The following is a 14,497-nucleotide window of genomic DNA, read 5'->3' on the forward strand; positions in this document are numbered from 1 at the left end:
ATTATCTGGGGTTTGAGAGTAATTTTCAGATGAAATAAAAGTTGAAGTAGGAGATGTAATCCCACCGGCGCAGCTCAGGGACTTAGTGCGTCTGCATCTGGGCCTGCAATTTCACTTACCTGGGTCAATAACGATGAACCTGACATGGCTGGTTACAATGTCTACCGTAAGGCAGCCGATGGGTGGATGAAGTTGACGGCAACCCTGGTCTCAGGCACTCCCTTTGTTGACCAACCATTACCTAACGGTACTTACACTTACAAAATTGCAGCCGTCGATCTTGTGGGTAATGAAAGTACACCATCTACAGAAGCAGCTGCGACAGTAGCGGTGCAAATTGCCCCGCCGAAAAATCTCCGCGCCGCTCCTGCGTCAGCGGGGAAAGTGATTGAACTCGGCTGGGATTCTCCTGCCGATGGAACAACCAGATATTCTGTCTTCAGGAGCCTTACGCCAGGCGGCCCATATTCGAAACTTTCGAACGTGCCGGTAAACGGGCTGTCTTTCCAGGATACCGGAGTCGTGGTTGGGATAAACTACTATTATGTGGTTACGGCTCTGGATCCTCTAGGTAATGAGAGCGTTTTTTCCAATGAGGCCTCTGCATCGCTCTCCAACTCAGCCTTGCCAAATCGACCGACTCTCTCATACCCGACAGTGCCAGGCGTTCCCATAAACGTTATCGCACCGCTGACCGATATTGCCGGCATGGCTGAACATGGAGCCCGCGTCGACTTGTACAGAGATGGCCTTTTGGCAGGAAGTGCCATGGCGGCCGCCGCAGACACAGAAATTTTGATGGAACTGCCCCTGGGGGCCTTTTATCCCGTGTTTACGCCTGATAAGAAGTGGCTGGCATATTACAAGGAAACTACCTTGTGGTTGAAAAACCTGGCAACGAAGGAAGCTGCTCCTGTTGCTACGCCATCCGATGGAGGAACGCCAGGGTGGTACCCTCCTGCTATTTCACCTGATGGCAGCAAAATACTCTTCGAATATCGGCTTTCCAACAATCTGGTCAATCTCGCGTTATATGACCTGAAAACAGGTACGACGATACCATTCAACAATGATGCAAACGTGTGGGAGTACAGTGCTGTCTGGTTTCGTGACGGGAAACGGGTCGCGTTCGATTCGGACCGCGACGGATTGGGCTCCTTGTGGATCAAGAACATTGAGACGGGAGAGATCACTCTTTTTTCAGAGGGCAATTACCCTGATTACATCGGCATCTCTCCTGACAACAGAAAGATAGCCTTTTATGAATACCCTGCTGACGGCAGTTGTCCATTGTTTGTAAAGGATGTGGCCACTGGCGTCACTGAGCAGACGATAATGGATACCGATTGTTGGTCCTTAAGTTGGAGCCCGGACAGCAGCCGCCTGGCATACATGAATGGTATGAGTGACCTGATGATGTACGGTGTGGATACTCGGGCCATTCAGCAATTGACTGCATCCGGTACGAACAAGTTGTTTCCTGCATGGTCCCCTGATAGCAAGCAGATAGCCCTGGCAGAAAACCGGATCGATAAGCCGAACCCCATCTGGATGGTAGATCTGAATGGAAATCAAAGGCTGGTGCGGGAGTACCCAGCCCCCATCAAGTCTCTTTCGTGGCTTTCATCGGGGAGTCTTCTGTGCACGACGCAGGATGCTGCCTATTCGATTACACCGGCAGGGTCATTTAGTGTTGCAGGGGTGGCTCTTGAGCCGGGAAATAATTCCGTTACGGCAATAGCGTGGATGAATCAGGAACGGCGAGCTTGCCTTCCGAAGCGGTTTCTATTTTTCTGGATCCGGTTTATTTGCCTGATGTAGGGATTGCTGACGGCGACATTACCATTATCCCGGCAGTACCCAGACCGGACGAAGATGTGGTTGCCGCAGCTTTTGTTACCAATTTCAGTCAGATTCAGGTTGATGACGTGCCTGTTGCGGTATACCTCTGGGATGCTGCGGGAAGCCTTCGTCTCCTCAAGACTGAGATTGTGCCCCACCTGGCACCGCTGAGTTCGGTCGAAATAGACACGACCATAACCGGAGGCCTGGCAACAGGCACTAATTCACTGATCGTGGTGGTAGATCCAGAGAACAGCATCAAAGAGTATGTTGAATCCAACAATGTCGTCACGAAAGATTTTTTCGTCACTGACCGTGAGGGGGTAAGCCTGCTCGCTTCGCTGGATGCTGCCCAATATGGCACTAATCAAAATCTTTTAGCCCGCGTTGATATTCAAAACAGCGGCGGGCCAGCCACCGGCAGTCTTTCAATAACCATCGAAGATGGAGACGGGCATGTGGTTGGGCAGGTTGATCAAGCTACAGTCACTGTTCCCTATGGGGTGGTGACGGATTACAACAGTAACTGGAACACCGGTGCTACCTTTGCAGGGGCCTATCAACTGCACGCTGCATTCACCGGCACCGATGGTGCGGTTGTTGAAAGTCGGACGCCATTCCAAATCATTCCGGACATAAGGATTGACGCCGCTATCACTACGGATAAGCAGAAGTACGACCCACAGCAGAACGTTGGCATCTCCGTGGCCTTTAAAAACAGCGGTGTCAATTACATGGTGCCGCTGCTTTCGGCCCGAGTGCGCATTGTCGGCCAGGACAATTCCCTGAATTTTTCCGGAGAGCAGACTGCTGTCAACGTCATTCCGGGCGCAACGGGGAGTTTCCAATATGCGTGGAATACCAAACTCACAACTCCAGGCCTGTATAATGCCATAGTAGATATTTACTCCGGTGACCGCTTGGTAACAACTGCCTCCACCAGTTTCTCGATCCTTCCGCACATCTCTGTGAATGGTTCATTAACAGCCGACCTGCCTGTGGTGTCCATTGGTGGAAAGATAAATGCCGTTTACATGGTTGCCAACAGTGGCAACGTAGGTACAACCGGCACGGCAGTTGTCTCCTTGATCGATCCGGAGACCCTGACCGTTGTGGAATCCATGGAGCGGGCAGTTACTATCCCTATAGAGGCCACTATTTCTGGTGCAGTGGAGTTTCCATCTGCGGGACTCTCAAGCAAAAAGTATCTTATACGCCTTCAGTATCTTGATCTGCAAGGCGGCAGGACAATCGCTTCAATCCCCGTCACGATCAAGGACATCTTGCCCCCTGTGGCAACAATCCTGGCACCGGTAGAAGGTGCGACCTACACCAAGGATGTGGCTTTCACCGCGTTACTGTCCGATGATGCTTCAGGTATAGATAAGGCAGAATACGCCATTGACAACGGCCCATGGCAGCTTCTGCCTCCTGTCGACCCGGCGAAAGGGAAATACGGTGCCCTTTGGGCTCCTGTTCCTCGTGATCAGGGCCTCCACACGGTCAGGTTCCGCGGTACCGACCGGGCGGGGAAATGTCAGCACTCCGGTCAAGGCCTCTTTTACTGTCATTGTCGATACCACTCCGCCGTCACTACAGATCACCACCCCGAGCGACGGCTCCTATACTGGCAGCGAAACCCTGAAGGTTACTGGCACCGTTACCGATGAAACTGGTGTACAAACTCTTTCCATCAATAGTGAGACTGTTGCGGTGCAGGCAGATGGCAGTTTCAATCATGCCATTGCACTGAAAACCGGGCCAAACGTCATTACCATTACGGCCACGGACCTGGTCGGCAATGTTGCAACCGTGACCAGGAATGTTACCTATGACAACAGGCCGCCGGTGACGGCGATAACAGTCGGCTTGCCGCAGTACATTGGTGCGGACGGGACCCTCTACATCCAGGGAAGCACACCCGTTACTCTCTCCGCAACGGATGACGCTGCAGGGGTGCAAAAGACCGAGTATCGCATCGACGGCGGGGCATGGCTCGACTACACGCCCTTTGTCATCCCCATGGAAGGGAGCCATGTCATCGCCTACAGGAGCACTGACACAGTCGGTAACAGGGAGCCCGAAAAGGTCCTGCACGTTATCGTTGACGGTACTTCGCCTGTCGCGGCGGTCAATGTAGCAATCCGCAATACACGGCATCGGGTGATTTTTATGTGAGCGACAAAACCGCGATCACCATCACCGCCGCCGACAACGCCAGCGGCGTAAAAACATCGAATACAGTATCGACGGCGCACCCTTTGTTGTTTTCAGCGAGCCATTCACCTTGGCGGTTTATGCCGAAGGGCGCCATACCATAGCCTACCGTTCAACCGACAACCTCGGCAACATGGAAACGCTGAAACAGCTCTCCCTGATCTTGGACGAAAGCATGCCCACTACCACCATCGAAGGCTCTGATCCGCTGGTGCAGGGGGTCGTCAATACCGTGTCTCCGGTTACCGCGTTTACTTTGACTGCCGCGGACGCTCTCTCCGGCGTCAAGGAGATCTGGTACAGGTTCGACGAAGACCAGTGGCAGCTCTATAATGGTCCGTTCACTTTGGCTGGCCTCAAGGCAGGCTCCCATACCATAACTTACGGAGCTGTAGACAATGTGGAGAATGCGGAGCCTCAACAGACCATCACCGTCAGGTTGGTCTCTTTCGAGACCCAAAAAGGGATAGCCACCGACCCGGTTGTCCTCTTCTTCTCCGGAAAGGACCACGACAGATGATGAGGAGCACGGGGAACACCAGGAGGCCGACAGGCTCGTCGCGCTGCTTGATTCCATCAAGGTTTCCTATTACCGCGCCAGGGATGAGGAAGATTTTCAACTGGCCCGTCGCTCGGGCAGATATAACATTTATCTGTTGACTGACGAGGGAAAGAAAGAGGCCGGGGCGGAGGTACGCGAAGCCTTGTACTACGGGGACGGCTTGCTCTTTATCAAGACTCGCCCGGAGAGCGATGACAATCTGAGTGACATCTTCGGCGTCAAATTCACCGGAAAGTCAACGAGCCGCGACCTGATGGTCGACATCCAGGAAGGCCTGCTGGGGGCGCCACGTACCCTAGAGACTGCGGGTAAAACGGCAGTGACGACCATTACTTCAGGTACTGCGAAAGTCCTTGGGACGGTCGCCGATAAACACGGCCGATTGCCGGCCATCATCCATAACGAGTACGGCAGGGGAAAAGCATTGCTAATGACCTTCAACCTTGCCCATTCCCCCGATAGTTCAAAGGCAGCGGACCTTCTCGGCAAGGCTTTGCATCTGCTCAAGCCACAGGAACATTACCTGCGCCCCCTCTGCAGTGTCCCCGTTACTATCCAGACAGGTAACTCGACCGAGCCTTTCGGCATCGAGGTGGAGGAAACAATACCGGCATCCGCCACTGTCGATACCATCACTCCGCCCGTAAATCCTGTGGAGGGCATCATTACCTGGCGGCAATATCTGGGGGGCTCGGAAAGGTTCAACCTCGGCTACTACCTCAACCTCCCCGACACCAAGGGGGAGTACACGACCCGCACCGTGGTCAGGTACGCCAATTACGGCGCTTACCGCTTCTATGGCCGTAGCGAAAAGACCTTTACGCTGGAGCATGATTCCGCCGGTCTGCTGCAGTCGGTTATCAACGACCTGTTGGTACTCCCCGTGAAGGAGAAAAAGGACCGGAAGCGTGTGGATAAGGCCCTGTCCGAGCTTTATAAGGTTCTTCAAGGGGCTGTAGATCGGGATCAAGCAGAGGACAATCTGGAGAGAATTCTCGACGCTGCGGAAGAGGTGGCAGAACTGACTGAGGAACCAAAGGAGTTGCGAGTGAAGTTGGATGAACTCATGAAGATTTGGCAGCGGAAGTGGTATCTGCTGCAGGATGGGCATCCAAAGGAAATAGAAGGTGATGATAAAGACGAGGAGGAAGACGACCGCAGGGAGGCTGACGGCAGCCGTGACAAGTCTTGTGATGTAGTGAAGTTGGACTGAGCCGCCAGGGGGTGCCTAAAAGCACCCCAACTGGCACTGCTTGATTTTATATTTCTGGACATTGGCCGCTTCGGCGACGGCCATCGGTTTGACCTTGAGCTCCCGGGCGAGGGCAGCGGCGGCGGTACAGGTGAACTCTCCCTTTTCACCGAGGGCTGCGACCCGGCGGGCGATTTCTTCGGTGAATGGTTCCTTTACCGTGCCGGTATGGGCGGTCTTGCTCACCTTGAAACAGCCGAGCTGGCAGTCGGTGATGCGGAGGCCGAGCCTGTCGATCATGGCGCCGACGGCCAGGCGGGAAATGCCGGCATCGGCAGCGATCCTCCAGGCTGACGGACAGGGAACGTAGCCGTCCCTGGCAGCGCCCCTGACTGCTGTCTCCAGATCTTGGAGGGCTTCTTGTGAGAGATTATCGGGGTTTTCGGGCAGGTTTATCCTGCCCTTTTTCTTTTGACGGTCGGCATCGTTGAAGTCGCGCATGGGATTCCTCTTTCTGCATCGGTTGCTGTATAAAAACATTGTTTTATGCAATCGATGAAATAGCTCCAACCGCACGATTTGTCAAGGGAAGATCAAGGGTGCCTCAGGTGCGCACCGTTGACGATGTTCACCGGTGCGCCGGCCAGGAAAGAGCGGATGTTTTCGGCGACGATGGCGGTCAGCCTGCGCCTGGCGGCGAGGGAGGCCCAGGCCAGATGGGGGGTGAAGATGCAGTTCGGGGCGGCGAGGAGTGGGTTATCGGCCAGCATCGGTTCGTGGGCGACCACATCCAGCCCGGCACCGGCAATACGGCCTGTTTTGAGGGCCTCTGCCAGATCGGTTTCGTTGACTAGCCCACCTCGGGATACATTGATCAGGAAAGCGCCTGGTTTCATGACCGACAGGAGGGCGGTATTGACGAAGCTCGTGTTTTCCTCGGTTTGTGGGCAGTTGAGGGAGACCACGTCGGCAACGGCGAAGAGTTTCTCAAGGGGGAGAAAGCGGACCGGTAGCGGGCCGGGGTCCTTGGGGCGGGGATTGTAGGCGACGATGCGCATGCCGAAGGCGGCGCCGATTCTGGCCACAGCCTGGCCGATGGCGCCGAAACCGACAATGCCGAGTGTCAGGCCGTCCAACTCCAGGATCGACGTCTTCCAGAAGGAATGATCCGGGCAGCGGACCCATTCCCCTTCCTTGACCGCTGTGTCGTGCAGCCCGACCCGGTTGGTCAGCTCCAGGAGCAGGGCAAAGGCGGTCTGGGCAACGGACTCGGTGGAGTAGGCGGGGACATTGGCTACCGGGATGCCGCGCCGTCCCGCTTCTGCCACGTCCACGTTGTTATAGCCGGTGGCCAGGAGCGAAATGTAGCGCAGGTTGGGGAGTTGGGCCAGGGTGGCGGCATCCAGTTTCACCTTGCTGGTGAGGATGATTTCCGCATCCCTGGCCCGTTCCACTTTGAGTTCTGGAGGGGTCCGGTCGTAAATGGTACAACTGCCGAGCGCCTCGACGGCATCCCAAGGGTTGTCTCCGGGGTTGATGGTATAGCCGTCTAGGATGACGATGGCCGGTGGCTTGCTCATGGGGCGGTTCCTTCCTTACTGGTTATGGAATAATTCCGATTCATCCGGGCTTCCTTGGAAATAAAAGGCAGCCGCGACATCGGCCGTTCACTCTGTCGCCACAGCTGCGGACCTTGCGGTGCCGCCCGCGTAACGAAACACGATGCTTGAAGTAGCGGATCTCCTCCATTCGACATGAGGCGGGTGTCCGCTCACCGCTGCAGCTCGTCGCTCACTCCCGATGCCACGACTGCCTTCCCCGGAAATGTCTGAAGAACCAAGTTTCGAGAGTGTACCACAAATCTCATTCCTGGGCAGCAGGCAGGGCATACCGATCATCGGGGATCTCGACGTTTTCCACCACCGAATCGCCGTTGGCATCGACCACCCGTTCCTTGACCTGGAGGAGTTTGTACCAGCGCAGGAAGGCCGAGATGAAGACGATGGACATGAGGATCATGAGGATAACCGAGAGAACGGCCAGGAGCATCAGCCTTGGGGAGGAAGTTGCGGGTAATGTTCAGATAGCCGGCGCTCATGGTGATGGGGATCATTAAAATACCAGGCACCACGGCCACCCAGGCGTAACGCGCCCTGCCGAGCCTGATGAGCATGGTGGCGCCGACAATGAGTGCGCAGGTGGCCAGCAGCTGGTTGCTCATGCCGAAGAGCGGCCAGATGGTGGTGATGTCGCCCGTATAGACCAGGTAGCCCCAGGCCGAGGTGAAGATGAGGCTGGTGACGATGACCCCCGGCGTCCAGGTATTGTCGGTGAAACGGGGATAGACCTTGGCCAGCATCTCCTGGAGCAGGTAACGGCCGACCCGGGTACCGGCATCGACTGCGGAGAGGATGAACACCGCTTCGAACATGATGGCGAAGTGATACCAGTAGGCCATGAGGCCTTTCATGAAGGGGATGGAGGAGAAGATGTAGCCATGCCCACTGCCAGGGAGACGGCCCCGCCGGGACGGCCCTGCACCTGCTCGCCCACCTCACGTGCCAGTTCGGGGAGGTTTACGGTTGTCATACCCAGGGCCTCGAATGCTTTGGGGGCGGAATTGATGGCGAAATAGTCGGCCGGTACCAAGGTGCAGGCGGCAATCAGGGCCATGATCGCCACGAAACCTTCGGTGAGCATGGCGCCATAGCCGACGAAGAGGACGTCACGTTCCCGGGCGATCATCTTCGGCGTGGTGCCGGTGCCGATGATGGCGTGGAATCCTGAAAGGGCGCCGCAGGCAATGGTGATGAAGATAAAGGGAAACACCGCGCCGGGGATGACCGGTCCGCCGCCGCCTGCAAACTGGGTGATGGCGGGCATCTGCAGCTGGGGATGGACGGCGACGATGCCCAGGGCCAGCAAGACGATGGTCCCGATTTTCAGATAGGTGGAAAGGTAGTCGCGGGGGACGAGCAGGAACCAGACCGGCAGTACCGAGCAAAAAAGCCGTAGATGGGGATGATGAGGCGATCTCTTTCTTGGAAAAGGTGAACAAGGAGGCCAAGGTGGGGTTTGCCGCCACGTAGGGGCCGGCCAGTACTGACAGGAGTAGGAGCAGCACGCCGATGACGCTCGCCCCCTTGACGTCGCCGGGCTGATGTTGTGCATGTAGATGCCCATGACCATGGCGATGGGGATGGTGCAGAAGACGGTGAACGTGCCCCAGGGACTGGCGAACATGGCATTGACGACCGCTATGGAGAGCCCTGCCAGGGTGAGGATCAGGATGAAGAGAATGGCGATGGAGGCGACTTTACCGGCGACGTTGCCGATTTCGGCCCCGGCGATGGCCGATAGGCTCTTCCCCTTGTGGCGTATCGAGGCGAAGAGGACGATGGAGTCGTGAACCGCACCGGCGACAACGGCGCCGATAATGATCCAGAGGGCACCGGGGAGGAAGCCGAACTGGGCTGCCAGAACCGGCCCGAGCAGTGGTCCTGCCGCGGCGATGGCGGCGAAGTGGTGGCCGAAAAGGACATACTTGTCAGTCTTGACGTAGTCGTGGCCGTCGGCAAGGGTCACTGCCGGGGTCGGCCGGTCGTCGTTCAACGCCATGACCCGCCTGGCGATAAACAGCCCGTAAAAGCGGTAGCCGATGGCAAAGACACAGAGGGACGTGAAAATCAGGGTTAACGCATTCATGGATCCACCTCCTGGGGAGACTCCCGATATGGTCGGTTTGTACCCAGAATAACCCCGGCCGGACAGGAGAAAAAAAGGAAAACGGTGAATGGTTGAATGGGAGGGATGAATGGTCGATTTTCGGCCATGAATGGCAGTTAGGGTCAGGTAATCAGAGATCCAGGGATCTTTTCAGATCCTTGGCATGATAGCGGCTCACCATGATCTCGGTCCGGTTCCGGTCGTCCATGGTCAGCCTGAAACTGCCGTTGAACCAGGGGATTGCCTCCAGAACATGATTGGTGTTGACCAGGAAGCTGCGGTGAACCCGGACGAAGCCGTGACGGGCGAGTTTGCTCTCCAGTTCAGTGAGGGTGGACCGGCTCCGATAGCGGTCGGTTGCCGTATGGACGTGGACGGCGCCTTCCTCCGCCTGGGCAAAGACTATCCGTTCGGGTGAGGTGGGGATGATCCGCTCTCCCTGGTAGAGGGGAAGCTTTCCGGTACAGCCTTCGTGTCCATCGCCGGCTGCCGGGGTTACATCACCCGGCGCGGGTTTGCTCCCCATTAGCCGGGCCGCCTTGGAGACGGCCTTGGCCACCCGCTCCAGGGTGAAGGGCTTCAACAGGTAATCGACCGCCTCCACCTCGAATGCCTCGCAGGCATAATTTTCGAAGGCAGTGGCGAAAATCACCAGGGGGTGGGTGGGAAGCTCGGCAAGGAGCTGCGCCAGTTCGATGCCGCTGATGCCGGGCATGTGAATGTCAAGGAAAAGCAGTTCCGGGTTCGTTTCCCGGATTCCGGCCAGAGCGGTGCTGCCGCTACCCGCTTCACCGACCACGACAACCCCTTCCATTTGCTGCAGGAGGTAGCGGAGTTCCTCCCGGGCCGGTGTCTCATCATCGACAATGAAGGCTTTGATGGTCATTGGTCTGATCCTTTCCTTTCGGTGCTGCCGGCGGGCACGGTGAAGGATACGGTGGTACCCCGGGCAGGTGCGCTTTCGATGCGGAGGAGGTGTTCCTTGCCGAAAAACGCAACCAGGCGCCCATTCACATTCTGCAGGGCGATGCCTACCCCTTCGTCCGAATCGGCCTCTTTTTCCGTGAAGAGCCCGGCCATCTTTTCCGGCGTGATGCCGACGCCGTTATCCTGAACCTGGATAGCCACCACATCTCCGACGCGCCGGGCGGCCACCGTTACTTCACCCCCCTCCTCGCGGGTCAGGATGCCGTGGCGCAGGGCATTCTCCACCAGCGGCTGCAGGGTGAGCGGCGGAAGAAGGCAGTCCAGGGCACCTTCCTCGATGCGGTAGGCGATCCGCACCCGATCGCCGAAACGGGCCATTTCGATGGCCAGGTACGCCCGGCAATGTTCCAGTTCGGCGGCAAGGGTGACGAGTCCCCCTGCCGGGCTGATGTTGCGCCGCAGGAATTCGGCCAGCTTGATGAGAAGCTCCGAAGCGGTGGAGGGATCGGTCCTGATGAAGCTCTTGACGGTGTTGATGGCATTGAAGAGAAAGTGGGGGTGGATCTGGGCCTGGAGGGCGCGTATCTCCGCTTCCCTGACCAGCTTCTTCTGCTCGTCCAGTTGGGACAGTTCCAACTGGCTGGAAAAGAGATGGGCAAGCCCGTGGGCCAGTTCCATATCCAGTGGGGTAATGCCGTTTTCTTTGATCCGGTAAAGCTTGAGAGCGCCAACCACCCCTTCCTCCCGCCTGAGGGGAACGATGATGGCCGAGCCCAGCCGGCACCCCTCGGCGGTGCAGCCGATTTCGCCCCTCGTCAGTGGAGCGGCGATACGGCCGGAGGCGAGGGCCTCCCTGGTGGCATCGGTCATGAGTGCCATTCCCGGCCGGTGGTGATCTTCACCCACACCGGCGTGGGCCAGGATAGTGGCCTGATCGGTAAAAGCCACCGCGTCCAGGTCGGTCATCTCCAGGATGATGCGGGCCGCCTGGGTCGTGGAGGCGGCGGTGAGCCCGCCGCGCAGGAAGGGGAGCGTGCGGAGGGCGATATCGAGGGCGACTTGGGCCTGAAAGGCGGCAAAGCGTTCCTGCTCCCGGAAAAGGGATGCCACCAGTTCGACGAAGAGGGCAAGCCCCAGGGCGTTGACGAGAATCATCGGCAAGGCGATGGTCTGCACCAGGGCAAGTGCTGCAGGAAATGGCTTGGCCACGAGCAGGATGATGGCCATCTGCAGCGTCTCGACCACAATGCCGGTGGCGAAAGCGGCGGCGGGATCGTAACGGTTCCGCCTGATCCGGTGGTAGAGGAACCCCCCGGCAATACCTTCGGCAATGGTGGCTATGCCGCATGCGTCGCGGTAAAACCGTTCATTTCTATGAGATAGCGATGGGCGCCGGCGATGATCCCGGCCGACAAGCCCACCAGCGGCCCCCCCAGGATGCCGCCGAGGACGACGCCCACGACCCGGGAATTGGCGATGGCGTTTTGTACCGGCACCCCCAGGTAGGTGCCGGCAATGCCGAAGAGGCCGAAGACAAGCGACAGGGAAAGGCGTTCATAGCGGCTCGCGCGTCCAACCAGGAGCCTCTTGAACACATCGAAGCGCATGATGAGGATGAAGGCGATGGCGAAGATGCCGAGCTTTCCAGAAGATGAATGATGAGGTTGAGCATTGATTCCCCGCAAACGGCGTCGGCAGGAATATGGGCAATTCCAGTCATCGCCCATCTTGACACGTTTCGTCAAGGTTTATTATGCAGGACCTGGAACTGCCTGAGGGGAGTGTAATAGTTGGCGGGTTATGGGGAATCTCGGGCAGGGGTAGCCGTTACTGGAATTTTCGCACCGTCTCCAGCAGCTTGTTGGCATCGAAAGGTTTGAATATCCAGCCGCTGGCTCCGGCCGCCTTGCCTTCGTTGACCTTGGCTTCCTGGGATACGGTGGAAAGGACGAGGATGGGAACAAATTTCGATTCCTTGCGTTGCCGGAGCTGCTTTACCAGTTCGATCCCATCCATCTCCGGCATGTTCAGGTCGGTGATAACAATGTCCAGATTGATCCCTTCCGTTTTAGCCAGGGCGTCCTTTCCATTGATCCCTTCGATTACATTGTAGCCGATCCTTCTCAGGGTCAAGGCACACAATTGCCTGACCACGGCGGCATCATCGACAACGAGAGCAGTTTTTGGCATGGCAGGCTCCTTATGCAACACTTATCGGGGCGGTAAGCGGAATCTTTAGCTGGTTTCCGTCCGGAAACGGTTCTTTTTTCGCCCTGGTGGTGTCAATCTGCGGGATAGCTTGTGCGGCGTACTCATGTACGCCTCCGCGCAATCCATTGATTTCCTTGCCAGTACGAAAATCCCTCGTTTCCAAATCGGAAACTGTTAGTGTCTCAGCGGAGTTTCCGGATGGTCACTAACTGTAAAGGAGAAAGAAAAATGTCGGGATGTTTAACCATTGTAAAAAAATCCGACGAAAATCTGGGCTCTTTTGGTCATTACCGGCACTGTTGTATCGAAAAATCAACCATTACGCGCGGGCACAAAATTTGTATTAGCCTGGAGCAAATTGGAAAAAATGGGGGGCCTATGCTGCAATTTCGTTGTTCGCTCCAGGACGCCAGAAAGCTGCTTTTCTCACTTTTTGCTGTTGAGATTATCCTCGCCGTCATCTTCGTTGCCGATTATGTGATGGGTAAGCCATCTTACTCAATCCATGTTCTTTTTGACCTGGATGGAGAAGCATGCATACCGGCATGGTTTTCTTCAATGCAGCTTTTCCTGACAGGCGCCGTCTTCTTGCTTGCCGGACGGGCGCCAGCTGCATCCCGTCCGCCCTCTGCTTTCTTCCTGACGCTAATTGGCGCATGTTTCATATTTCTTTCCGCAGATGAAGCGGGAATGATACACGAAAGGCTACGAGGCTTGGTTAAACATGCTGCTGCGGCCATGCCCCAGGTCAATAGCCATGGCGCGTGGATTTCCATATATGCTGTTGTCGGCACAATATTGCTGCTGTCCAGCTACCGGCATCTGCTCTCCATGTTCAAGTTTTTCCGGCGGGAAACGGCCATAATCATGTCCGGCTTCGGCATCATGTGTCTGGGTGCGGTCGGATTGGAAATCGTCAGCTACGCATTTCTGCGCAATGGCGCCACTCCGCTGTTGTATGCACTTGAAGTTGCGCTGGAAGAGTTCTTTGAAATGGCAGGTGCAAGCGTCATTCTATACGGTGTAACGCGTTTTGCCATAAACCGGCTGCAAGTTCCGACCATGGACGCCATCCCGCCGGCTGCTACTTTTTCGGTGCCTACTAGTGCGATTGCAGACTGCTCTTCCACCGCGATGGGGCAAGCGGCGCATTCCGTGGATGCAACTGGTTGAAAAGGAGCTCTCTCAGAAAATCAGCCGAGCAGATAGTTGACCAGTACCAACACCAGGCTGAAGAGTAGCGCCTGCCAGAAGCCGCTCACGGAAAAGCCGGGAACAATGGCGCTGGTCAGCATGATGAGCACGGCATTGATGACCAGGGTGAACAATCCGAGAGTAAGGATGTTGATGGGGAGAGTAAGGAGAAATAAGAGCGGCTTGATGATCGCATTAATGAGACCCAGAACCCCGGCGGTGATGATGGCTGCCAGAAATCCTGAAAGCTTCACCCCGGGCAGCAGGTAAGCGGTTACGGCAATAGCCAGGGCGGAAACCAGCCACGTGACGAGAAATCCCATGCTTCCTCCAATGCATCTGGTGAGTTTTCAGACGAAAATCATAAAACAATTGTAGCGTGAGTAGTACGACCCGCCAAGAAAAAGCTGGAGATTTTCTTGTTTTCTGCGTATTTATATGGGCTGTGCAACGGGCATTGCCAAGGGTGCCGGTTCGAAACCTGACGCAGGGAACGGAAAGAATTGCAAGCTATAACCCCTCCATTCCGGCTGATAATTGCAGCCGTCATCATCTTCTCCTCCCGGTCGGAAGGCATTATCACCTGTGATAGCGGCGGAATCTCCTGCCCCACATCCTCTCCGGTC

12 protein-coding genes and 2 pseudogenes are annotated in these 14,497 nt (G+C 56.4%); 6 read left to right on the forward strand and 8 right to left on the reverse strand.

Features of this window, described 5'->3' with window-relative positions:
- Nucleotides 1-144 precede the first annotated feature (144 nt).
- The 5 genes from JCM15764_RS07110 to JCM15764_RS07130 are packed head-to-tail and all read left to right on the forward strand — an operon-like array spanning nt 145 to nt 5,834.
- Nucleotides 145-1,821, forward strand: a complete 1,677-nt coding sequence (locus tag JCM15764_RS07110; protein WP_054694024.1) for a hypothetical protein — start codon at nt 145-147, stop codon at nt 1,819-1,821.
- Complete coding sequence (locus JCM15764_RS07115) at nt 1,809-3,512, forward strand: CARDB domain-containing protein (protein ID WP_243688529.1); 1,704 nt, start codon at nt 1,809-1,811, stop codon at nt 3,510-3,512. The genes JCM15764_RS07110 and JCM15764_RS07115 overlap by 13 nt, the downstream gene beginning before the upstream one ends.
- Nucleotides 3,484-4,020, forward strand: coding sequence for an OmpL47-type beta-barrel domain-containing protein (locus JCM15764_RS07120; protein ID WP_243688571.1), 537 nt, complete (start codon nt 3,484-3,486; stop codon nt 4,018-4,020). Before JCM15764_RS07115 ends, JCM15764_RS07120 begins: the two co-directional genes overlap by 29 nt.
- A 55-nt stretch (nt 4,021-4,075) precedes the next feature.
- Nucleotides 4,076-4,579 carry an OmpL47-type beta-barrel domain-containing protein gene (locus tag JCM15764_RS07125; protein ID WP_439645267.1) on the forward strand — a complete coding sequence of 168 codons (504 nt, stop codon included), beginning with the start codon at nt 4,076-4,078 and terminating at the stop codon, nt 4,577-4,579.
- Nucleotides 4,542-5,834, forward strand: a complete 1,293-nt coding sequence (locus JCM15764_RS07130) for a hypothetical protein (RefSeq protein WP_054694036.1) — start codon at nt 4,542-4,544, stop codon at nt 5,832-5,834. The genes JCM15764_RS07125 and JCM15764_RS07130 overlap by 38 nt, the downstream gene beginning before the upstream one ends.
- Nucleotides 5,835-5,849: 15 nt before the next feature.
- Here the strand turns inward: JCM15764_RS07130 and JCM15764_RS07135 are convergent, their stop codons facing one another.
- The 7 genes and pseudogenes from JCM15764_RS07135 to JCM15764_RS07160 form a co-directional block, all read right to left on the reverse strand.
- Nucleotides 5,850-6,314 carry a hypothetical protein gene (locus JCM15764_RS07135; RefSeq protein ID WP_054694039.1) on the reverse strand — a complete coding sequence of 155 codons (465 nt, stop codon included), beginning with the start codon at nt 6,312-6,314 and terminating at the stop codon, nt 5,850-5,852.
- 92 nt (nt 6,315-6,406) lie between these two features.
- The gene (locus JCM15764_RS07140; protein WP_054694041.1) at nt 6,407-7,393 is read right to left on the reverse strand and encodes a D-2-hydroxyacid dehydrogenase; all 987 of its coding nucleotides are present in this window, start codon (nt 7,391-7,393) and stop codon (nt 6,407-6,409) included.
- Nucleotides 7,394-7,707: 314 nt separating this feature from the next.
- A pseudogene (locus JCM15764_RS07145) lies at nt 7,708-9,518 on the reverse strand (carbon starvation CstA family protein).
- A gap of 151 nt (nt 9,519-9,669) precedes the next feature.
- Nucleotides 9,670-10,425, reverse strand: coding sequence for a LytR/AlgR family response regulator transcription factor (locus JCM15764_RS07150; RefSeq protein WP_054694044.1), 756 nt, complete (start codon nt 10,423-10,425; stop codon nt 9,670-9,672).
- Nucleotides 10,422-11,621, reverse strand: coding sequence for a histidine kinase (locus JCM15764_RS07155; protein WP_369412277.1), 1,200 nt, complete (start codon nt 11,619-11,621; stop codon nt 10,422-10,424). Before JCM15764_RS07155 ends, JCM15764_RS07150 begins: the two co-directional genes overlap by 4 nt.
- 9 nt (nt 11,622-11,630) lie before the next feature.
- Nucleotides 11,631-12,193 (reverse strand): annotated as a pseudogene (locus JCM15764_RS22300) (LytS/YhcK type 5TM receptor domain-containing protein); the annotation flags it as partial.
- A 100-nt stretch (nt 12,194-12,293) separates the two neighbouring features.
- Entirely contained in the window at nt 12,294-12,656 is a 363-nt protein-coding gene (locus tag JCM15764_RS07160) for a response regulator (RefSeq protein WP_054694047.1), read from the reverse strand.
- Between the two features lie 219 nt (nt 12,657-12,875).
- Here JCM15764_RS07160 and JCM15764_RS07165 point away from each other — a divergent pair, with 219 nt between their 5' ends.
- Entirely contained in the window at nt 12,876-13,850 is a 975-nt protein-coding gene (locus JCM15764_RS07165; RefSeq protein ID WP_243688533.1) for a DUF8692 domain-containing protein, read from the forward strand.
- A 20-nt stretch (nt 13,851-13,870) separates the two neighbouring features.
- On the opposite strand, the gene JCM15764_RS07170 is transcribed toward JCM15764_RS07165, so the two are convergent.
- The gene (locus JCM15764_RS07170; RefSeq protein WP_054694052.1) at nt 13,871-14,194 is read right to left on the reverse strand and encodes a phage holin family protein; all 324 of its coding nucleotides are present in this window, start codon (nt 14,192-14,194) and stop codon (nt 13,871-13,873) included.
- Between the last annotated feature and the right edge of the window lie 303 nt (nt 14,195-14,497).

This window comes from Geotalea toluenoxydans JCM 15764 (assembly GCF_001311985.1).
Lineage (GTDB): Bacteria > Desulfobacterota > Desulfuromonadia > Geobacterales > Geobacteraceae > Geotalea > Geotalea toluenoxydans.